Origin of the sequence: uncultured Ligilactobacillus sp., assembly GCF_948826705.1 — a bacterium.
Lineage (GTDB): Bacteria > Bacillota > Bacilli > Lactobacillales > Lactobacillaceae > Ligilactobacillus.
The window spans coordinates 1-21,133 of record NZ_CAQLEL010000074.1 but is presented as its reverse complement, the minus strand read 5'-3'; the positions used below and the strand labels follow the sequence as shown (position 1 = coordinate 21,133).

Below are 21,133 nucleotides of genomic sequence, written 5' to 3'. Positions count from 1 at the left end.
AGATGGTAGTTGGAGATTTTTCAATTGAATTAGATACAGTCGTGATCGGTGCGGGCCCTGGTGGGTATGTAGCTGCGATCCACGCAGCCGAATTAGGCCAAAAGGTAACTGTGATCGAACGTGAATTTATCGGTGGTGTCTGCTTGAATGTAGGATGTATCCCATCGAAGGCATTGATCGAAGCAGCTCACCACTACCAATACGCAATGCACTCCCAAGACATGGGACTCCAAGTAACAGCAGCTAAACTTGATTTCAATAAAACGATCGAGTGGAAAAATAGTGTTGTTTCTAAACTCACGGGTGGGGTCGCATCGCTATTTAAAAAGCATCAGATCGATGTTGTTTGGGGCGATGCCTTCTTGAAAGATGACCATGAATTACGCGTGATCGATAAGGAAGGCCATGCCCAAACATATAGTTTCAATAATTTGATCATAGCCACAGGAAGTCATCCGATCGAGATCCCTAACTTTAAGTTCAAAGGTCGTGTCTTAGATTCAACGGGTGCACTCAATTTACGTGAAGTTCCAAAAGAATTAGTCGTCGTTGGTGGCGGTTATATTGGGTGTGAATTAGCTTCGGCATATGCCAACTTAGGTTCACATGTAACGATCCTTGAAGGTGGTCCGATGATCTTAGCTAACTATGAAAAAGATCTTGTTAAAGTGGTCGAACATCACTTTAGCAAACAAGGTGTAGATATCTACACCAATGCTTTGGCTAAAAACGCTGAGCAAACAGATGATAATGTCAAGGTCACCTTTGAGATCGATGGTAAAGCTCAAGAGATCACGGCTGATTATGTGATCGTTTCGGTCGGTCGTCGTCCAAATACAGCTGATATGGGCTTAGAACAAGCCGGCGTCAAGATCGATGATCGTGGTTTGATCCCAGTTGATGCACAAAGTCGCACAAATATCTCACATATCTATGCGATCGGTGATATCGTGGCTGGTTTTGCCTTGGCTCATAAAGCTAGTTATGAAGGTAAAGTAGCTGCTGAAGCGATCGCTGGCATGAAGACAACGGTCGATTATCGTGCGATGCCAGCAGTTTGTTATACGGATACTTCGATCGCAACGACTGGGTTGACCCTAGCCGAAGCTAAAGAAAAAGGCTTTAAGGCTAAAAAGGCCCAATTCCCATTTGCCGCTAATGGGCGTGCGATCTCAATGGGTAAGACTGATGGTTTTATTCGTTTAGTTTTCGAAGAAGAAACAGATATCTTGCTAGGTGCTCAGATCGTTGGGGCCCATGCCAGTGACTTGATCAACGAATTGACTTTGGCGATCGAAATGGGAGCAACGACTGAAGATATCGGCTTAACAGTTCACCCACACCCATCATTAGGTGAAGCTGTGATGGATGCTGCTGACGTGGCACTTGGTTTTCCAACTAATATTTAATTTTTAGGCAAATGAGGGATGAAGAATGCAGTATCTAGTAATGCAAACTGATGATATCAGAACTAACTTAGCAACAGAACAGTACTTGATGAACAGTGGTAAATTGGAAGCACCATTTATGCTGTTTTATATCGAAAAGCCATGTATCATCGTGGGTCGAAATCAAAATACGATGGAAGAGATCAATCAGAAATATTGTGAAGATAACAAGATCACGATCACTCGTCGTCTTTCCGGTGGTGGTGCGATGTATCAAGATCTAGGTAACATGTGTTTTAGCTTTGTCGTACCAGCTAAAGATCAAAAATTTGGTGATTTTAAGACATTGGTCCAGCCAATCGTCAAAGCATTGCATGAGATGGGAGCTACCAAAGCTGAGGTGACAGGGCGTAATGACATCGTGATCGAAGGTAAGAAATTTTCTGGTAATGCGATGTATACAAAGGGTGACAAGACTTTTTCACATGGGACGTTGATGTTTGATGTGGATACGAGTGCTGTCGAAAATGCGTTGCGTGTACCTAAAGATAAGATCGAATCAAAGGGTGTTAAGTCAGTTCGTTCACACGTGACCAATATCAAACCGTATTTGGATAAACAGTATCAAACACTAGATACCTTCGCCTTCCGAGATGAATTGATCAAAAAGATCTGGCAAGTAGATTCATTAGAGCAAGCCCAAAAATTCGAATATCATCTAGATGAGATGGATAAAGCTGAGATCGCTAAGATCGAAGGCGAGCTGTATAAAAATTGGGATTGGGTCTATGGACGTTCTCCAGAGTTTACAGTTCAAAGAAGACATCGATTTACCGGTGGAACGATCGATGCGCGTTTCTTGATCGATAATGGCGTGATCACTTCGGTCAAGATCTACGGTGATTTCTTTGGTAAAAAGGATGTCAGTGAAGTAGAAGTGCTCTTGGCTGGTGTAAAATACGCTCCAGCAGAAATTCGTCAAACTCTAGCTAAGGTAGATCTTGCTCAATATTTTGCTGGTATTCCCACTGAAGAAATAGTAGAGTTACTAGCAGTACAAAAATAAGGCTATAAGAATTTTTAATAAAGATCTCTCTATGATTTTACATAGTGGGATCTTTATTTTTTTGAACTGATCTGATCATCAAATTTATTAAATAAAAAAATGAAGTCAAAACGGATGCATAAATCAGCAAAAAGGACTATAATTTATGCACTAGTAGAAAGAAGGCGAGCACAGTCTTGAAAAAATGGTGGGTGATTTTAGGAAGTGTTTTAGTAGGGCTGATCTGCCTCCAATTATGGCTCTTACGTGGAACTCCTGGAGAAGCGCTACGTACAAAACAATTGCGTTCAGATATTGCGTATAGCGATGTTCCAACGCTGTTAGTTCCTGGTTGGGGGGGAAATGGTTGGACTTACAGTAAATTGATCAAATACTACCAAAAAGAAAATATCGCACAAAAGACAATGACGATCCATGTGACTCCAACGGGTAAGATCAAGGTCCAAGGTAGTGTAGCCAATAAGAAAAATGCTTTGATCCAATTGATCTTTGATTGGAATTATACAAAAGATTACCGACCGCAGACAAAGTGGTTGCAACAGGTACTTACGCTCTTGCACCGCGATCATCATGTCGATAAACTCAATGTGATCGCACATTCATGGGGTGGTAGTGCTTTGGTACACGCTTTGGCAGATTCGAGTTCGTTACAAAAAGAGATCGCTTTTCCTAAGGTGATCTTGTTGGGAACACCGATCGAGGAAAGTGTAGATGAGAATACGAGCTATGCCAAGGCTCAAGCCAAAGCCTCGACCGATAAAAATTATCAGCGTTTATTGAAGAAATTTAAAGAATTTGATCCACTAGCTAGTATCGATTTTTATAATTTGATGGGATCGGTCGATGGTGAAAAAACTGATGGTTCGGTGCCAAATGTCCAGTCACTATTTTTGAAAAATATCATTCATCCTAATTGGTCTAAATATTATCAAGCCGTTTATACCAATACAGATCATACGGACCTTCATCAAAGTGTTAAAGTTTTAGATACGATGGATAAGATCTTGTGGAATAACCGTCCGCTTGCGTGGCATCATTAAAAACGGGCTCTTACAGAGTTTAGCTAAAAACGTTCACTTTCTTATAATAAAAAATTTTAGATTTGAAATGAAAATGTCTTAGATGGCGATCAAAACTCCTAAACTGGATAATTCTTAGTTTAGCAGTTTTACTTTATAGATCAATGTTTTTTTGTTATTATGTAATTAGTTTTTTATGAGTAAATGGAGTTACATATGAAAGGTAGGTAAAATAAATGAAAGAAAAACTTAGCTGGTTTTGTATCTTTTTGACACTTTTGCCGATTTTTTTTACCGATAATAAAATTCTTTGGTTCTGTATCTTCGTCACTTTAGCTACTAGTTATCATGGCTACAGTACAAAACAAAAGTAACTATTTCCTAGGTATCGTCAATTACTATTGTTGATCCGTATAGAGCCAAAAAACTAAGACCAGATAGAGTTCTTAAACAGTTAAGGACTTTATCTGGTCTTAGTTTTTTTAAAAACAAGCTTGCTGGTCTAATGTATAAGGACTAACGATGTAAACTTCCTTACAGAAACCACGTAAACTATTATAGATGTGTTGAGCTCGTGAAGCTTTTTGACAGATCCCAAAAACTGTTGGCCCACTACCACTCATTTGGGCTGCATCGCAGCCAAATTGGAGCATTTTTTCTTTGATCTTCAAGATCTCAGGGTGGCGGCCAGCAGTGATCGGTTCCAGGGTATTTCCCATCTTAGTGACCATCGTTGTATAATCTTGTGCCTTGATCGCACAAACGACAGCATCGACATCTTGGTGTTTGATCTTATCATAATTGATCTTTCGTAAGATGCTAGGTGTTGAGACACTGTCGCGTGGTTTAGCGATGATGATCTTCAATGGGGGTAAAGGACCGATCGGGGTCACGATCTCGCCTTTACCAGTCACAAGAGCTGGTTCGCTGTAGATGCAAAACGGAACATCTGAATCGATCTCTAGCCCAATTTTAGCAAGCTCTTTACGTGAGAGCCCAAGTTTCCATAACTTGTTTAAGCCACGTAGGACGGCAGCGGCATCCGAAGACCCACCACCCATACCTGCAGCCACGGGGATGTTTTTATCGATCGTGATCGCTACGCCTTCTTGGATCTGGTATTTATCGCGCAACATCTTAGCAGCTTGATAGGCTAAGTTTCGTTGATCACTTGGTAAAAAACCAGAGTCAGTCGAGACGGTTATCTTATGCGAGTTAGGAAGGGTCTGGATGTGTACGTAATCGGCTAAATCAACTGCGATCATTACCATTTTCCATTCTGGCTCACCGTTTTGATGACGAAATGGGGTATCTAAGCTGAAGTTCAATTTAGCCGGAGCTTTCTCCGATATCTCCATTTGATTCACCTGTCTATCATTGAAATTATTAGTTTAATTATACTGAACTACGCGCTATTTTAAAAGAGTCAAACACGCTAAATGAATTTTTGCAATAAATGCGCCACTTCATTTGCCGTTTGTGTCAAATGCTTTGGACCTAATTTTAAAGCCTGGTCCAAGCTGATAACACCAGGAGTACATGAAAAGACAGCGTCAAAACCTAGTTGATGTAGCTCGTCAACAGCCTCGATCTTACCAGCTAAGCCGATCACTGTGCAGTCAGGTGAAACGGATCTAACAGCGCGCAAAACCCCAAGGGGAGTCTTTCCCAATTTTGTTTGTTTATCTAAACTGCCTTCGCCGGTCAACAAAATATCGACTGCGGTAGCTTTTTGCTTAAGGTCAGTCAAAGAGATCGCTAGTTTAATACCCGAAGTTAAGGTAGCGTTAGTGAAAGCAAGCAATGCCCCACCGATCCCGCCAGCTGCACCTGCACCAGGAGTAGTGGCGATATCTTGACCACAAGTGGCTTTGATAACTTGTGAAAAATTAGTCAAGGCTCGTTCAAGTTGGATCACATCGTTAGGGGAGGCCCCTTTTTGTGGACCAAAGACCACACTAGCTCCATTAGGTCCAATGAAAGGTGAAGCTACATCACTAGCAAGCGTGATCTTAGTTGTTTGTAAGCGCGGATCTAAAGTGCTGATGTCTATTTTTTTAAGTGCTTGTAGATGTATACCGCCTAGAGGCAATTCATAGTGAGAGCGATCATAAAGCTTAGCTCCTAAGGCTTGAAGTAAGCCAGCACCACCATCATTAGTCGCACTCCCTCCAAGACCTAAGATGATGTGCTCTACACCGAGATCTAAGGCATGTTTGAGTAATTCTCCTGTTCCGTAGCTAGTAGCCGTCAGAGGATCTTTTACGCCGTTACAAAGTTGCAGTCCACTAGCTGCTGCAGTCTCAAGCAGTGCAGTTTTGCCCGCATCGATCACGGCTAATTTAGCCGTAACAATTTGTTTTCTTGGTCCCATTACTTGATAGGTATAAATTTTCCCAGAAACGGTATTTAAGATCGTGTCGACAAAGTCTTCACCCCCATCTGCTAGTGGGATCAACTCATACGTGGCTGTGGGAAAGATGGGGCTAAAGCCAGCGTAGATAGCTTGGGCTACTTCACTGGCAGTCATACTTTCTTTGAAAGAATCGGGTGCAATGATGATTTTCACGAATAAAAGGCCTCATTTCTAGTGCTATTATCTTTGAGTTTAGCGCAAGGCCAAACAAAAAGAAAGGATAAAAATTTCACAAAGTAAATTTCTATCCTTTAGTTAAATTTATTCGAATTTTTGCATAAACTGCTCAGCAAGCTCGATCTGCTGTTCAACTTGGGCAAAACCAGTTCCACCATAAGAGTTACGTCGTTTGACTGCTGTTTTGGGATCAAGGGCAGAATACACGTCTGCTTTGATCTTTGGTGAAAATTTCTGGAAAGTTGCTAAGTCGGTATCTTGAAGCGTTCTGTGTTGTTTGATCCCGTGTAAGACTAATTTGCCGGCGATCGCATGTGCTTGACGGAAAGGTAGCCCATTTTTAGCTAAGTAGTCGGCTAGTTCTGTGGCATTTGAAAAATCAGTCGTGAGTACTTGTTCCATTCGTTCTTTGTTGATACTCAATGTTTCGACCATTTGAGTGCAGATCTTAAGACAGGGGATGATCGTTTTGACAGCATCAAAAATACCTTCTTTATCTTCTTGCATATCTTTGTTGTAGGCTAAAGGAAGACCTTTTAGAACTGTTAGTAGACCGATCAGATCGCCAAAGATACGGCCGGATTTTCCTCGGATCAATTCAGCCATATCAGGATTTTTCTTTTGGGGCATGATCGAGCTTCCCGTAGCGAATTTATCGGATAGTTCAAGATAACCAAATTCATAGCTACACCACAAGATGAGTTCCTCACAAAAGCGGGAAAGGTGGACCATCAAGATCGAACTATTGCTTAAAAACTCCAAGGCAAAATCACGATCAGATACCGCATCTAATGAATTGGCATAGACCTCACTAAAACCTAATTGGTCTGCGCTAAATTCACGGTCGATCGGAAATGTCGTTCCCGCTAAAGCTGCCGCACCTAAAGGACAGATGTCGATGTGCTTTTGATTGAAGTCAAAGCGCTCCCAGTCGCGTTTGAACATTTGCCAGTATGCCATTAAATAGTGAGCGTACGTGATCGGCTGTGCATGTTGTAAATGCGTAAAACCAGGCATCAGTGTCATTTGATGCTTTTTTGCTTGGCACAATAACGCTTTTTGCAGTTCAGCGATCGCCTCCAATACTTGGGGGAGGCGGTTCTTTAAATAAAGATGTAGATCGGTCGCAACTTGATCATTTCGACTTCTAGCAGTGTGAAGTTTACCTGCAACTGGACCGATCTCTTGAGCTAATAGAGCCTCTAAATTCATATGGATATCTTCATTTGCGACTGAAAATTCAAGTTCATCAGTAGCTAGTTTGTGTGCTAATGTTTCTAACCCAGCAATTATCTGATCTGCTTCGTTGACACTCAAGATCTTGGTGTGTTTGAGCATTTTTACATGGGCAAGCGAACCCTGGAGATCTTCATGGGCTAGCAACTGATCAAAGCTGATCGAAGCCCCAAATTCATCAACGAATTGATCGGGGGACATTTCAAAACGTCCGCCCCATAACTTATCACTCATAGCTATTTCCCCCCATTTTTTTGTTGAACTTGGGCATAGACTTGAGTTGGGAGGCCAAAAAGTTTGATGAAACCACTGGCAGCTTCTTGATCGAATCGATCAGCAGCAGTATAGGTCGCCAGCTTTTTATCGTATAAGGAATTAGGTGATCTCCGGCCTTCACAAATGACGTTACCCTTGAATAATTTGACCCGAACAATACCAGTAACATTGGTCTGAGTCTGCTTTAAGAAAGCTTGGAGTGCGGGCATCAACGGTGAGAACCACAACCCATTATAGATCAATTCACTGAGTTTTTGTTCGATCACAGGTTTGAAATGGGCGACTTCTTTTTCAAGCGTGATATCTTCGAGATCTTTGTGGGCTGCCATCAAGACGGTAGCTGCTGGACACTCATAGATCTCACGGGATTTGATCCCGACTAGCCGATTCTCGACGTGATCGATCCGTCCGATCCCATGTTGGCCAGCCAATTGATCAAGTTTTAAGATCAAATCAGCTAATTTGAGTTTTTCTCCTGCTAATTTAACGGGAACTCCTTGTTCAAATTCAAGCTCGATCACACTGGCAACGTCAGGTGTTTGCTCTAAAGGTAAAGTCCGCGAATAGGCGTCTGCGGGAGCACTTTGCCAAGGGTCTTCTAAAATACCACATTCATTTGCTCGACCCCATAAGTTTTCATCGACTGAATAAGGGCTCTTTTTGTTGATCGGCACGGGGATATCATTTTGAAGAGCATAGTCGATCTCCTCTTCTCTAGACCAATGGTTATCTCTGATCGGGTCTTCGATCACCATTTCCGGAGCAAGAGCATGGATCCCGACTTCAAAACGGACTTGATCATTGCCCTTGCCGGTACAACCATGCGCGATCGCACATGCTCCATAGTCTTTAGCGACCTTGACTAGGTGTTTAACGATCAAGGGACGTGAGAGTGCTGAAACGAGCGGGTATTTTTGTTCATAATATGTATGAGCTTGGAGTGCCGTTAAACAGTATTGACTAGCGAATTCCTCTTTAGCATCGATGACTAACGATTCTACTGCGCCTACTGCTGATCCTTTTTTTTGGATAGCAGTCAGGTCTTTACCTTCACCAACATCAATGCAACAAGCGATCACATCGTAGCCCTTATTTTTGAGCCAAGCGATCTCAACTGAAGTATCTAAACCACCAGAATATGCGAGCACGATCTTTTTGTTTGTCATTTTAAAAACTCCTTTATTCATTTGTTGAGGCTATCATACAATTTTTATGCATATAATTCAACTTAAAGTTAATATTTATTCATATTAAATTTAATTTATGTAATTTTTATACATAAAAAGTTATATATTTATCCTGAAGTAAATTAAAAAAAAGTGTTGACGTTAGCCGGTGACAGTGATAATCTATAATAGTTTGTTTCAGAACCGAACGTTAATCAGAAGGAGACAATATGTCCGATAAAACAATTTTGGATCGGGATTTATCGACTAAAAAACGAACTTTAAAATTATTTAAAGCTTAAAAACTAGGAAAAATCCGTTTGATAACGTATAATGTAACTAAAATTTAAAAAACATTGGAGGAATAAGTTTGAAAACCAGAAGAAGTGATCGATTGATCGATATGACGAGATATCTCTTAGAATCACCGCATACCTTGATCTCGCTGACCTTTTTTGCTGAACGCTATGAATCAGCGAAGTCTTCGATCAGCGAAGATCTTGCCATTATTAAGCGGACTTTCAAATTACGTGGGATCGGTATTTTAGAGACGATCCCTGGAGCAGCAGGTGGTGCGCGCTTTATTCCTTCAATGGAAGAATATGAGGCTCGTGGATTTATTGAAGAGATGACAGCCGAACTTTCAGAACAAGATCGCCTTTTACCTGGGGGATATGTGTACTTGTCTGATCTTTTAGGACGACCTGATGTTTTACGTAAAGTTGGACGCGTGATCGCACGCCAATATATCGATAAACAGATCGATGCGGTGATGACAGTGGCAACTAAAGGGGTCCCGATCGCTCAAAGCGTTTCCAGTTACTTGAATGTGCCATTTGTGATCGTGCGTCGTGATTCTAAGATCACTGAGGGCTCGACTGTTTCGGTCAACTATGTATCGGGTTCAAGCGAGCGGATCGAAAAGATGGAATTGTCCAAGCGCAGTCTTAAACGTGGCTCTAATGTTTTAGTCGTCGATGATTTCATGAAGGGTGGCGGCACAGTCAACGGGATGAAGTCAATGATCGAAGAATTCGAGTCAAACTTAGTTGGGATCACTGTTTTTGCTGAAGGTTCATTTGATGGAAAACGCATGGTCGATGACTACACTTCACTGCTGAAAGTTGATCAAGTCAACACTTTGGATAAGACGATCTCTGTTAGCCCAGGAAACTATTTAGAAAAAGTATTTGGTAACAAATAAAGCTGTTGAGCGCTAAACATCAAGTCAGGTGTTTAGTGCTTTTTTGGTTGGGTTTGGACGCTTGAAACTAGGGGGGGAGTGGTTTATCATTAAATAGTATTTACTAATTATTCTGAGAAAGGAATGCCTTTTAGTGAGGCAAGATTCTGAAATGACAGCAAAATATGCAATTGTCTTGGCAGCGGGTCAAGGCACACGAATGAAATCAAAATTATACAAAGTATTACATCCAGTCTGTGGTAAGGCAATGGTCGACCATGTCTTGACTGAACTTGAAAAAGATCAGATCGATGAGATCGTGACGATCGTTGGCCATGGAGCTGCTAAAGTTGAAGAGACTTTGGGCAAGCGTACCAAATATGCTCTACAAGCTGAACAATTGGGAACAGGCCATGCTGTTTTACAAGCCGAAGAACTTTTAGGTGACAAACAGGGGATGACCTTAGTTACATGTGGCGACACCCCATTATTTACAGCGGAAACATTTGCTAAGCTATTTGAACAACATGAACAAAGTGGCGCGGCCGCAACTGTTTTGACAGCTAAAACTGATGAACCATTTGGCTATGGCCGTGTGATCAGAAATCATCATGATGAAGTTGAAAAGATAGTTGAACAAAAAGATACGACACCAGAAGAAGCTTTGGTAAATGAGATCAATACAGGTGTTTATTGTTTTGATAACCAAGCCTTGTTTAAGACTTTACATGAAGTAAAAAATGATAATGCTCAAGGTGAATATTACTTACCTGATGTGATCGAGATCTTAAAAGCTAAAGGTCGCCCAGTTGGAGCCTACTGCATGGATGAATTTGAAGAATCAATGGGTGTCAATGACCGGATCGCATTAGCTAAGGCAACTAAAGTCATGCAACGCCGGATCAACGAATTGCATATGAAAAATGGGGTCACACTGATCGACCCAGCGACGACTTATATTGAAGCTGACGTTAAGATCGGATCTGATACCGTGATCGAGCCTGGTGTTAGTTTGAAAGGCAAGACGGTTATCGGAGAAGACTGTGTGATCGGAGCGCATTCTGAACTGCGCGATACAGTTTTAGAAGATGGGATCGAAGTAAAAGCTTCCTTCCTTGAAGGTGCGATCATGCGTAATGGTTCTAATATCGGACCATACAGCCATTTGAGACCACAAGCTGACATTGGTGAAGGTGTGCATATCGGTAACTTTGTTGAAGTTAAGAAGGCCACTTTAGGCAAAAATACTAAAGTTGGTCATTTGACCTATGTAGGGGATGCGACGCTTGGAGAAGAGATCAATGTGGGCTGTGGCACGGTGTTTGTCAACTACGATGGCCAAAATAAACATCATACAAATGTGGGCGACTATTCCTTTATCGGAAGTGGTTCAAATATTATTGCACCAGTTGAGATCGCAGACCACGCCTATGTGGCAGCAGGTTCGACGATCACCGAAGATGTAGCTTCACGGGAGATGGCGATCGCACGCGGACGTCAGGTAAATAAGCCAGGATATTATGATCGTTACCCAGTCGCAAAAGCAGCGGCAGAGAGCGAAAATAAGGATTAGTTTATTTCAAATACAAAAACCTTTCTAAAAAGCTTGATTTTAGCAGAATAAATGAATAGTATTATAATTAGATAAATTTGTTTTGGAGGATGCTATGTCTGAAAACTATAATAGTTCAAAGATCAAAATTTTTGCTTTGAACTCAAACAAGCCTTTGGCTGAAAAAATTGCTGCTGCTGTTGGCGTACCTTTGGGAAAGACCTCTGTTGACCGTTTTAGTGATGGTGAAATTCGCATTAACATCGAAGAATCGATTCGTGGCGATGAAATTTTTATCATTCAATCGACTTCAGCACCGGTCAATGATAATTTGATGGAACTTTTGATCATGATCGATGCCTTGCGTCGTGCAAGTGCAGCTACGATCAATGTTGTTATTCCGTATTACGGCTATGCTCGTCAAGATCGTAAAGCTCGTTCACGTGAACCGATCACAGCCAAGTTAGTTGCAGATATGGTTGAAAAAGCTGGGGCAGACCGTGCGATCATGTTAGATTTGCACGCTGCTCAAATTCAAGGTTTCTTCGATATTCCAGTTGACCACTTGATGGGTGCTCCATTATTGGCTGACTACTTCTTGACTCAAGGTTTGGATAAAGATGCAGTTGTTGTTTCACCTGACCATGGTGGTGTGACACGTGCACGTAAGTTAGCTGAATTTTTGAAAGCACCGATCGCGATCATCGACAAGCGCCGTCCACGTGCTAATGTTGCTGAGATCATGAATATCATTGGTTCAGTTGATGGCAAACGTTGTATCTTGATCGATGATATGATCGATACAGCTGGTACGATCACTTTAGCTGCGCAAGCATTGATGGATGCAGGTGCGATCGAAGTTTATGCTTCCGCAACTCACCCAGTCTTGTCAGGTCCAGCGATCGAACGGATCGAAAAATCACCGATCAAGCAATTGGTAGTGACAGACTCTATTCAACTTCCAGAAGAAAAACAGATCGATAAATTAGTCCAAGTTTCTGTTGGACCACTTATCGGGGATGCGATCAAACGGATCCACGAAAATAAACCGGTCAGTCCATTATTTACGACACGTTTCCGGAGAAAATAGCTCAAACTAATTAGGAGAAAGCAACCTAGCTTGGCTAGATACTTTCTCCTATTTTTGTATCAAGAAAACAGTTTTTATTTTAGTCGCTTCACGACAGAAAACTCTTTAGCTTTAGCGTGTTCTTCGGCGATCGCAGCTGCTTCGTCAAAGATAAAATACGACTTGCCATCTTTTTCTTGGGCGATCAAGACTGGTTTAGCAGCCTTGTGGTGATAGATCTGTGCGGCAACATAGGCATTTTCAAAGTCAAAATCACTAGCGATCGAATCACCAGGATTAAAGAAGATATTTTCACTCATAAGATTCACGCCTTTCGTATGGTTTCAACTACAAGTCAATTGTAGCACTAATTTATCTCAGTGCGTAGAGAAACGGTAGCTGATGATGCGAGTTGACATAACTCAGCTACTGACCTACTCTGATATTGATAGGAGGAAAAATGCAAGAAACACAGACGATAAGTAAGACGCAATTATTAGGCTACTTTATTTTTTCGATCTTTTTAAATAGTTTAGGCAATGCCTTGACCGTTGCGATCAATTTAGGGAGTGCTCTATGGACCGCAGCGGCTGTCAATCTTTCAAAAGTCATGCCGATCACGTTGAGTGTGATGTTGATCTTGTCAGGGATCATCGTGATCGTGACAAATATCATCATTTTAGGGCGTTTTGACTTCAAACGAGTTTTGGGCAATTTGATCTTTATGGTGCCATTTTCATGGTTAGTGGGCGTTTTTGAAGTTCAATTACTGAAATTGAACATCACGCACCTCCCACTGTGGGTGCAAGTGATACTGGATTGTTTGGGAGTCGTCTTGATCGCAGTAGCTATTTCGATCTATCAGCGAGTAAATTGGATGCTTCATCCAGTTGATGACTTAATGCAGATCGTGCGCTTCAAATATCTACATGGTAATGCGACAGTAGCACAATTGATCGTCTTTACACCACCGATCGTGGCGATCGTGATCTCATTATTAGTGACGCATCAACTATATGCGATAAATATTGGCACACTTTTTGCTTTGGCTTTTCAAGGCACGATAGTCGGAATAGCCGACAAAGTTGTTTTTCCCAATTTAAAACACCAAAATTTAGCTACGAAGCTTTGAGTTTTTGGTGCAGTAATATGTTACAATAGAAGTTATAACTTAAAGAATGCGAGGAAATATCATTGATCACAGTAAGCGATGTAAGTTTGAACTTCTCAGGACGTTTGCTCTATGATGACGTCAATTTAAAATTTACACCAGGTAACTGTTATGGCGTTATCGGGGCCAATGGTGCTGGTAAGTCGACTTTCCTAAAACTATTAGAAGGTAAATTGACACCAACGACAGGGACGATCACAACTGGACCAAATGAACGGATCTCTAGCTTGAACCAAAATCACTTTGGCTTTGAAGAGTTTGAAGTGCTTGAGACCGTGATCCAAGGCCATAAGAAACTCTATGATATCATGAAAGAAAAAGATGCTTTGTATGCCAAAGCGGATTTTACTGAAGAAGATGGGTTAAAGGCAGCCGATCTAGAAGCACAGTTTGCCGAAATGGATGGTTGGAATGCTGAAGCAGATGCCTCTCAATTGTTACAATCAGTTGGGATCGCTGAAAGCATGCACACTCAAAAGATGAGTGAGTTATCAGAAAGTGAAAAGGTCAAGGTATTGTTAGCCCAAGCACTTTTTGGTGAACCAGACATTTTATTGCTAGACGAACCAACAAACGGTTTAGATGTGCAAACGATCAGCTGGTTGGAGGACTTTTTGGCTGATTATCCTAAGATCGTGATCGTTGTTTCCCACGACCGTCACTTCTTGAATCAAGTCTGTACAGAAATGTGTGATGTTGATTTTGGTAAGATCAAGCTTTATGTGGGTAATTACGATTTTTGGTTGGAATCAAGCCAATTAGCTGCTAAATTGCAAGCTAATGCGAATGCCAAAAAAGAAGAAAAGATCAAAGAGTTACAAGAATTTATCGCACGTTTCTCAGCCAATGCTTCTAAGTCTAAGCAAGCTACTTCACGCAAGAAGCAATTAGAGAAGATCACTTTAGATGACATCAAACCATCTTCACGCAAGTACCCATTTGTTAAATTTGAGATGCAACGTGAATTGGGAAATGACTTAGTTCGGGTCGAAAATGTTTCAAAGACGATCGATGGAGTCAAGATCTTGGACAATGTCAGTTTTATGATCCGTCCAGGAGAAAAAGCAGCGATCATTTCGCGAAATGACTTAGCAACAACGACTTTGATGCAGATCTTAGCTGGTAAGTTAGAACCAGACACCGGTTCTGTGACTTGGGGCCAAACTGCGATCCCAAGTTATATGCCACGTGATCTGGATGCTAACTTCAACAATGATGAATTGTCGATCTTGGATTGGTTACGGCAATATGCGGATAAAGAACAAAACGACAATACTTTCTTACGGGGCTTTTTAGGTAAGATGCTCTTTTCAGGCGATGATATCGATAAGCAGATCAAAGTCTTATCTGGGGGCGAAAAAGTACGTTGTATGTTATCCAAGATGATGCTTGAAAAAGGCAATGTCTTGTTATTAGATGATCCAACTAACCATTTAGATCTTGAATCGATCACGTCTTTAAACGATGCGTTGATCGACTTTAAGGGTTCGTTGATCTTTACTTCTCATGACCACCAATTCATCCAAACGATCGCTGACCATATCATTGAAGTTTCAGGTAAAGGTGTAGTTGATCGGTTCGATACGACCTATGATGAATTCTTGAACCATGAGACAGTCCAAGAGCAAGTAAAAGAATTATATTAAAATCAGGCTAATAACGCGGGATCGATCAAAAGCGTAAAACTACGTATCTTGGTCGGTCCCGCGTTATTTATATAGCTTATTTTATCCTCTTTTTTAGATATTCGAGCCAATGAGGTAAAGCTTCGCTTAGATCAGCGTAAGTTTTCGCAAAGTCCCCTGTATACCAAGGGTCAGCTACAACATAGTTTTCTTTACCTGGCGTCAGTGAGTAGACTAGTTTGACTTTATCGGCTGAATTTTTATCAGGTGCCATTTTCTTAGCGTCACGGAGATTGTTTTCATCCATGACTAAAATAAGATCAGCACTGTTAAAATCAGTTGCATCTAGCTGGCGTGCGATCATACCAGTGGCTGGTAGACCGTGTTTGGCTAGTTCTTTGACTGTGCGACTATCGGGGGAAGAGCCCAGCTCGTATGTGCTTGTAGCAGCAGAATCAATTTGGATCTGAGAACTAAGTCCCGCTGAAGCTACCATATCCTTAAACATTGCTTCAGCCATCGGGGAGCGACAGATATTTCCGAGGCAAACAAAAATAACTTTCATATTACACCTTCCTAACTTTGATAACTTCGCCAGAATTCAAAATTTTTCCGTTCTCTAAGACTAAGGCACCGTGGTCGTTGATGTCAATTACTTTTGCTTCTAAGGTACCGGTGGGACGTTGGATAGTGACGTGTTTACCGATCAATTCACAGTGAGCCCGATATTCATCCATAAAAGATCCAGTCGTATAATTTTGGTAAATTTTGAAAAATTCATTTAGATAAATGGCGATGAAACGATTGCGTGAGAGCCGACTTTTTTTGACATAAGGTGCTAAAGTTCCGACTTGCGCTTGAAGCTCAGTTGGAAAAGTTGAGATCTCAGTCAAAAAGTTGATCCCAGTTCCAACAACTACTTGGCTCAAACTCTGAGTCTCTAGATCAGTTATCCCTTCGGTCAGGATACCACAGACCTTCTTATCATCAACTAAGACATCATTGACCCATTTGATCGTGGGCTTTAGTGATAGTGTTTTTTCTATGGTGCGAGTGACTGCGATGGCAGTTGCTGTCGTAAGTAGTCCGGGATCAAAATCAGCACGATCATTGGCTAAGAGGATACTGAGATAGATCCCCGTATTTTTAGGTGAGATGAAAGCGCGTTGATAGCGCCCATAGCCAGCTGTTTGGTGGTCAGCGATGACAACTAGTGGTGTTTGTGAAGTAGTATTTAATCCAAGTTCTTTGGCTTTGAGATTAGTCGAGGAAAGCGAGTCAAATATTTGGAGTTCTAGGTCTAAGTTTGAAGAAAGAGCTTGTAAGATAGCAGTTTGATTCAAAGTATCACTATCAGTGTAGCGGTAGCCTACATGTGGTTTGCTGTCGATCTGATGGCCGGCTTTTCTTAGCTGATCGATCGCTTTCCAGATCGCAGCTCGGGTGAGATGTAAACGATCAGCTAATTCTTGCCCGGAAAGATAAGTTTCACTTCTTGTCAATAATTCTAAAACACGTTCAGAAGTTTTCATTAGGGCACATCCTTTTCAAAGTTTAGATATATTTTAACATGTTAAGGGCGAAGTTGTGATATGGTTAAATAAACTGATTTTTGGAGGGACTAAAATGAAAGTCAACACCAAAACATGGCTCAAGCTAGCTTTGATCTTGGTCAGTGGCCTATTTTTATATTTATTTTTGCGCAATGATGCTTTTTTATATCAGCAACCGATCGGAAAGGTGGTCGCAGTTAAGCAAGCTACACCAGAAAAGACGACCGATGTGTATAATAATAACGATGAGACGACCCGCCAAACCTTGACGTTAGAGATCTTGAACGGCAAATACCGCGGGCAAAGATTTAAAGTCACCAACACTTATTCAAGATCGGGTGGACTTGACCAAAAATATCATTTAGGGCAACAAATATTTGTCAATATCCATGAACATCGTGGGCAAAAAGATGTCGTGATCTCACACTATAAGCGTGATGTCTATTTGATAATGTTGAGTTGGTTGGTCGTAGTATTACTATATTTAACGATGCAGTTTCAAGGGCTACGTTCATTATTGAGCGTGATCTTGAATTTTGTCTTATTTTTATTGGTAGTTCAAGTAGATGTTTTCTTGAATCTGACTAATTTTTTCTGGATCTTTGCAACAGCTGCCTTGCTCTTTACTGCATTATCCCTAGCATTAGTGATCGGGCTAAACAAGCAATTTAGTGTGACTTTTTTAGCTATCTTTCTTGGAACGACCAGTGCATTGATCATTGGCTGTTTAGTTCTGTATTTTACTAAAAGTAAGGGCGTGCATTATGAAGCTTTAGATTTTGCCACGCAATCACCTAAGCAACTTTTCTTAGCAGCGACAGTGATCGGGTTATTGGGGGCAGTAATGGATGCTGCGACGGATATCGTTTCAACGCTTTTTGAGATGAAACGCAGCCAACCTGAATTGACGAAGCAACAATTGTTCAAATCGGGTCAAGTGATCGGACGTTCGATCATGGGACCACTAGTCAATGTTTTGTTGTTGATCTTTTTTGCAGAAACGTTTGCGATGTCGGTCTTATATTTTAAGACGGGTAACAGTATCGCTTATACGTTTGAGTGGACCATGGCTTTAGGGGTCGTTCAAGCGTTGATCAGTGGGATCGGGATCGTTTTAACTGTTCCGTTAGCTAGTTTTTTGAGTGCCCAATTTTTAGGGGGGAAGCAAAATGTCGGCAATTAGTATTTTAACGCTTATTTTAGCAGGGTTGATGTTGATAGTTGGTGGTAAAGCTGGTCTGACCGCATTTTTTAGCGCAGTATTCAACTTTGTTATTTTGTTTATAACAGTTATCTTGATCACAGGTGGTTTGCCACCAGTCTGGGTCGCGTTTTTTGCGGGAGTTTGTATCCTAGCGATCACTATCTATATGGGAAATAAGGATGAAAAAACAGCCAATATTGCTTTTAAGGCGACGTTGATCGTGTTGATCGTGATGTTGATCTTGATCATTCCAATGGATCATTTTGCTCAGATCAAGGGTTTTGCTAACGAGCAATCAGAAGAGATCGAAGCATTTGATCTTTTGGTCGGGGTCAATTTTGAGCAGTTGATCATTGCAACGACCGTCTTGAGTACTTTAGGTGCAATTGCAGAAGCAGCGATCGCGGTCGCAAGTGGATTAAATGAATTGATCGAACAACGACCGACGATCACTTTGCCTGAGGTCTTTAAAAGTGGTAAAACGATCGGCTTTCAGATCATGGGGATGACGTTTAACACACTGTTTTTTGGAATGTTTGGCAGTGATCTAGCACTCTTTATTTTATTGTACAAATTAGAGGCGGGTTTTAGTTATTACTTAAATTCTAAGATCTTTGTCAAAGAATGCTTAGCTATACTTTATTCAGCGATCGCTGTGATCTTAGTGATCTGGATCACAACGTATTTGGTCGGTAAAAAGCTCAATGAAAAACGAGCCCAGATCGATAAATGATCAAGTAAAATGGTATAATATAACTGTAAGATCATTATGCTGTTTGCTTAAAGCAGAAAGGAAAAGCTATTTTTATATAGTCGGCTGGTAGTTATGAAAAAACAAAGAATATTAACGTTGAGCTGTTTGCTTTTTAGTGTGATATTTATCTTGAGTGCTTGCTCGAATAGTCAAACAGAGACTAAGACTAGTGAAAGTACGAGTCAGACAGTTCAAGCAAAAGACAATGAACGCTATCAAAATGCACTTTCATATTTGGAATCAGGTGAAAATAAGCAGGCTTATGATGAGTTGGATAAGATCAAAAATATCGATCAAGCTCCAGCATGTGTGCGGGAATTAAAAGCTGATCTTGCTTCGTTATTAGCAGCTAAAAAAGCTATAACGGCAGCTAAGTTGACCGAAACGGAGAAATACCTAGCCAAATTAGAGAAAGTTGAATCACCAACAGCTTTAGTCAAGCAAGTCAATGAACTTGAAAAAGAATATCAGACCGTAAAGTTGGCTAAACATTATGCCGATGAAGTTGAGCAATATTATCAAGCTGGTGCTTATCAAGCGGCGGGTGGTAGTTTGCAAGCCTTAGATTCACTTTCGAGCAAGTATCAAGCTGTGGCGATGTTACAAGAAAAAGAGAGTGGATATAAAGCTAAGATCGCTTCGGCTCAAGCAACAGCTAGTTCTGAACAAAGTAGTACAGCTACTAGTGCAAATGAAGTAACAGCGTCAAGTGACGCGACGGCTAAAGCTGGATACACTAATGCACGGAGCTCGAAGCTATTAAGTTCAGAGTATAAAAAAGAAACTGGCAGTGAGATCGCCAGTGCTCCAAGTGAAGCAGTCTCTTCAATGTCAGCTAAGATGAGCAACCAAGATGTCTTGAGTGCTTTTCGTAAGGCGACTGCGATCCCACAAGAAGCTGGTGACCAATATTATGTTCAAGATCTAGGCAATAGCCACTATCAGATCGAGATCAGACATACCAGTCCAAGTGATCCTCAAGTTTCCAATTTGAAGGGCATGTATCAATTTGATCTGACCAGTGGAGTCGCACAAAAGTTAAATGAAGTCAGCGGACAGTACGAAAAACTTAATTAGCAATGGGTGAGAAGAGAGAATGCAATTTGTCAAAGAAAATATTTGGCTCAAAGGTGATCTAGTGATCGCAGGGATCGTGGTGCTCTTGACGATCGTTGGGCGTTTGACTGGTAACCATATTTTAGTTTCGGATATTTTATTTATGAGTGGACTAGCGTTATTGTGTTTAATGATGTTCGATATTTTACTACACGCTAACTTGTTGGCGGGGTGGTTCCAACGCCAACGCAAGGGTGAAAGTGATGAAGAATTTGCTAAACGTAAGATCGATGTCAAAAAGATAGCTTCAGAAAAGAAAAATGCACCGATCCATTTTAAAAAGTTTAGCTTTAATTGCTTACTTTTAGGCAGTTTTATGATAGTTTTAGCTGTTATCGTCACATTGTAAATTTTGATAAGGCTAGGAAAAATTACTATTGGGCAACAGTGTAGAAAATGAATCACGATTTTTGATTTTTCAAAGATCATGGTTCATTTTTTTATAGCTTCATCTGAGAAATAGGCTCAAGCCCAAATAGCTCACACCTGATCTAAGTATGAGCTGTTTTGGTTTTGAGAGCTAAATAGATCACTCCTAAACTTGCGATCATCGCTAAAATAAAATTCAATAAAACAACGACTTTGACTGAAAGATATGTCAAAAGTAAACTCGACAGCAACAACGATACTAACGAAGCTAAGCGCCCACAGCTCGAACGTAATGAAGTCAGCGATGAGATGTGCGTTTTAGAAACTGTCTTAGAAAATAACACATTACTGAAGTATTCAAAAAAGGTAAAGATAAAGACTAAGACTAAATAACTGAGTAAAAAGCTCATTTTGTCTGTAATTACTAAAAGTACACTACCAGTCAATAGACCTATTAAAGATAGCCAATACCACCGCTTGATCGCAGACGTTTCAAGTTTTACCGGCAAGCTATAAGCACCAAGACTTATCAATTGAAAGATAACATAGTAAATATAAAACTGCTCTTTATTAAAGCCTTGCTTCAAAAATAACGCTTGCCAGAGTTGGTAGTGAGCCTGAAAGAAGAATTGCCCCGCAATAGTTAAAGCGATCATCAACCGTAATTGACGCGAATGTTTAAGTTCACGAAAGCCGGTCACCACTTGTTTGATCAAGCTCTGTTTCAAGTTTTGCTTAGAACTATCAGTGACCTCCTCAATATAACCATATCTGATCGCCAAAAACGCTACTA

Annotated in this window: 19 protein-coding genes and 1 pseudogene; 12 read left to right on the top strand and 8 right to left on the bottom strand. The window is 40.9% G+C overall.

What is annotated here, in order from left to right; genetic code table 11:
- Positions 1 to 2: 2 nt before the first annotated feature.
- The 3 genes from lpdA (at position 3) to Q9Q35_RS04700 (ending at position 3,494) form a co-directional block, all read left to right on the top strand.
- Complete coding sequence (gene lpdA / locus Q9Q35_RS04710) at positions 3 to 1,409, top strand: dihydrolipoyl dehydrogenase (protein ID WP_304652360.1); 1,407 nt, start codon at positions 3 to 5, stop codon at positions 1,407 to 1,409.
- Between the two features lie 25 nt (positions 1,410 to 1,434).
- Complete coding sequence (locus Q9Q35_RS04705) at positions 1,435 to 2,454, top strand: lipoate--protein ligase (protein WP_304652359.1); 1,020 nt, start codon at positions 1,435 to 1,437, stop codon at positions 2,452 to 2,454.
- Positions 2,455 to 2,630: 176 nt separating this feature from the next.
- Complete coding sequence (locus tag Q9Q35_RS04700; protein ID WP_304652358.1) at positions 2,631 to 3,494, top strand: alpha/beta hydrolase; 864 nt, start codon at positions 2,631 to 2,633, stop codon at positions 3,492 to 3,494.
- A gap of 461 nt (positions 3,495 to 3,955) precedes the next feature.
- Here Q9Q35_RS04700 and ispE read toward each other — a convergent pair whose 3' ends face one another.
- The 4 genes from ispE to Q9Q35_RS04680 form a co-directional block, all read right to left on the bottom strand.
- A complete protein-coding gene (ispE, locus tag Q9Q35_RS04695) occupies positions 3,956 to 4,831 on the bottom strand; it encodes a 4-(cytidine 5'-diphospho)-2-C-methyl-D-erythritol kinase (protein WP_304652357.1) in 876 nt (291 codons plus the stop codon).
- 77 nt (positions 4,832 to 4,908) lie between these two features.
- On the bottom strand, positions 4,909 to 6,042 hold the full coding sequence (locus tag Q9Q35_RS04690) for a glycerate kinase (protein WP_304652356.1): 1,134 nt from the start codon (positions 6,040 to 6,042) through the stop codon (positions 4,909 to 4,911).
- A gap of 108 nt (positions 6,043 to 6,150) precedes the next feature.
- A complete protein-coding gene (gene argH / locus Q9Q35_RS04685) occupies positions 6,151 to 7,536 on the bottom strand; it encodes an argininosuccinate lyase (RefSeq protein WP_304652355.1) in 1,386 nt (461 codons plus the stop codon).
- A 2-nt stretch (positions 7,537 to 7,538) separates the two neighbouring features.
- Entirely contained in the window at positions 7,539 to 8,744 is a 1,206-nt protein-coding gene (locus Q9Q35_RS04680) for an argininosuccinate synthase (protein WP_304652354.1), read from the bottom strand.
- 370 nt (positions 8,745 to 9,114) lie between these two features.
- On the opposite strand from Q9Q35_RS04680, the gene purR reads away from it, so the two are divergent.
- From purR to Q9Q35_RS04665, 3 genes are all read left to right on the top strand, one after another.
- Positions 9,115 to 9,948, top strand: a complete 834-nt coding sequence (gene purR / locus Q9Q35_RS04675) for a pur operon repressor (RefSeq protein ID WP_304652353.1) — start codon at positions 9,115 to 9,117, stop codon at positions 9,946 to 9,948.
- Between the two features lie 151 nt (positions 9,949 to 10,099).
- On the top strand, positions 10,100 to 11,500 hold the full coding sequence (gene glmU, locus Q9Q35_RS04670) for a bifunctional UDP-N-acetylglucosamine diphosphorylase/glucosamine-1-phosphate N-acetyltransferase GlmU (RefSeq protein ID WP_304652352.1): 1,401 nt from the start codon (positions 10,100 to 10,102) through the stop codon (positions 11,498 to 11,500).
- Positions 11,501 to 11,594: 94 nt separating this feature from the next.
- Positions 11,595 to 12,569 (top strand): ribose-phosphate diphosphokinase, encoded by a 975-nt coding sequence (locus tag Q9Q35_RS04665; protein WP_010689673.1) that lies wholly within the window; start codon positions 11,595 to 11,597, stop codon positions 12,567 to 12,569.
- Between the two features lie 74 nt (positions 12,570 to 12,643).
- Here Q9Q35_RS04665 and Q9Q35_RS04660 read toward each other — a convergent pair whose 3' ends face one another.
- Positions 12,644 to 12,868, bottom strand: coding sequence for a hypothetical protein (locus Q9Q35_RS04660; protein ID WP_304652351.1), 225 nt, complete (start codon positions 12,866 to 12,868; stop codon positions 12,644 to 12,646).
- Between the two features lie 140 nt (positions 12,869 to 13,008).
- Here Q9Q35_RS04660 and Q9Q35_RS04655 point away from each other — a divergent pair, with 140 nt between their 5' ends.
- Together Q9Q35_RS04655 and Q9Q35_RS04650 are read left to right on the top strand one after the other, a co-directional pair.
- Positions 13,009 to 13,680, top strand: a complete 672-nt coding sequence (locus tag Q9Q35_RS04655; RefSeq protein WP_304652350.1) for a hypothetical protein — start codon at positions 13,009 to 13,011, stop codon at positions 13,678 to 13,680.
- Between the two features lie 62 nt (positions 13,681 to 13,742).
- The gene (locus tag Q9Q35_RS04650) at positions 13,743 to 15,365 is read left to right on the top strand and encodes an ABC-F family ATP-binding cassette domain-containing protein (protein WP_004048765.1); all 1,623 of its coding nucleotides are present in this window, start codon (positions 13,743 to 13,745) and stop codon (positions 15,363 to 15,365) included.
- A 76-nt stretch (positions 15,366 to 15,441) separates the two neighbouring features.
- Here Q9Q35_RS04650 and Q9Q35_RS04645 read toward each other — a convergent pair whose 3' ends face one another.
- Complete coding sequence (locus Q9Q35_RS04645; RefSeq protein ID WP_304652349.1) at positions 15,442 to 15,909, bottom strand: low molecular weight protein-tyrosine-phosphatase; 468 nt, start codon at positions 15,907 to 15,909, stop codon at positions 15,442 to 15,444.
- A gap of 1 nt (position 15,910) precedes the next feature.
- Positions 15,911 to 16,876, bottom strand: a complete 966-nt coding sequence (locus Q9Q35_RS04640) for a biotin--[acetyl-CoA-carboxylase] ligase (protein WP_304652348.1) — start codon at positions 16,874 to 16,876, stop codon at positions 15,911 to 15,913.
- A 94-nt stretch (positions 16,877 to 16,970) separates the two neighbouring features.
- Here Q9Q35_RS04640 and Q9Q35_RS04635 point away from each other — a divergent pair, with 94 nt between their 5' ends.
- The 4 genes from Q9Q35_RS04635 to Q9Q35_RS04620 all read left to right on the top strand — a co-directional run bounded on the left by Q9Q35_RS04635 (position 16,971) and on the right by Q9Q35_RS04620 (position 20,320).
- On the top strand, positions 16,971 to 18,080 hold the full coding sequence (locus tag Q9Q35_RS04635; protein ID WP_304652347.1) for a YibE/F family protein: 1,110 nt from the start codon (positions 16,971 to 16,973) through the stop codon (positions 18,078 to 18,080).
- Positions 18,067 to 18,834, top strand: a complete 768-nt coding sequence (locus Q9Q35_RS04630; RefSeq protein ID WP_304652346.1) for a YibE/F family protein — start codon at positions 18,067 to 18,069, stop codon at positions 18,832 to 18,834. The genes Q9Q35_RS04635 and Q9Q35_RS04630 overlap by 14 nt, the downstream gene beginning before the upstream one ends.
- Positions 18,835 to 18,927: 93 nt before the next feature.
- Positions 18,928 to 19,932 (top strand): hypothetical protein, encoded by a 1,005-nt coding sequence (locus Q9Q35_RS04625; RefSeq protein ID WP_304652345.1) that lies wholly within the window; start codon positions 18,928 to 18,930, stop codon positions 19,930 to 19,932.
- Positions 19,933 to 19,951: 19 nt separating this feature from the next.
- A complete protein-coding gene (locus Q9Q35_RS04620) occupies positions 19,952 to 20,320 on the top strand; it encodes a DUF3899 domain-containing protein (protein ID WP_304652344.1) in 369 nt (122 codons plus the stop codon).
- A 142-nt stretch (positions 20,321 to 20,462) separates the two neighbouring features.
- On the opposite strand, the pseudogene Q9Q35_RS04615 reads toward Q9Q35_RS04620, so the two are convergent.
- A pseudogene (locus Q9Q35_RS04615) lies at positions 20,463 to 21,133 on the bottom strand (MFS transporter); the annotation flags it as partial.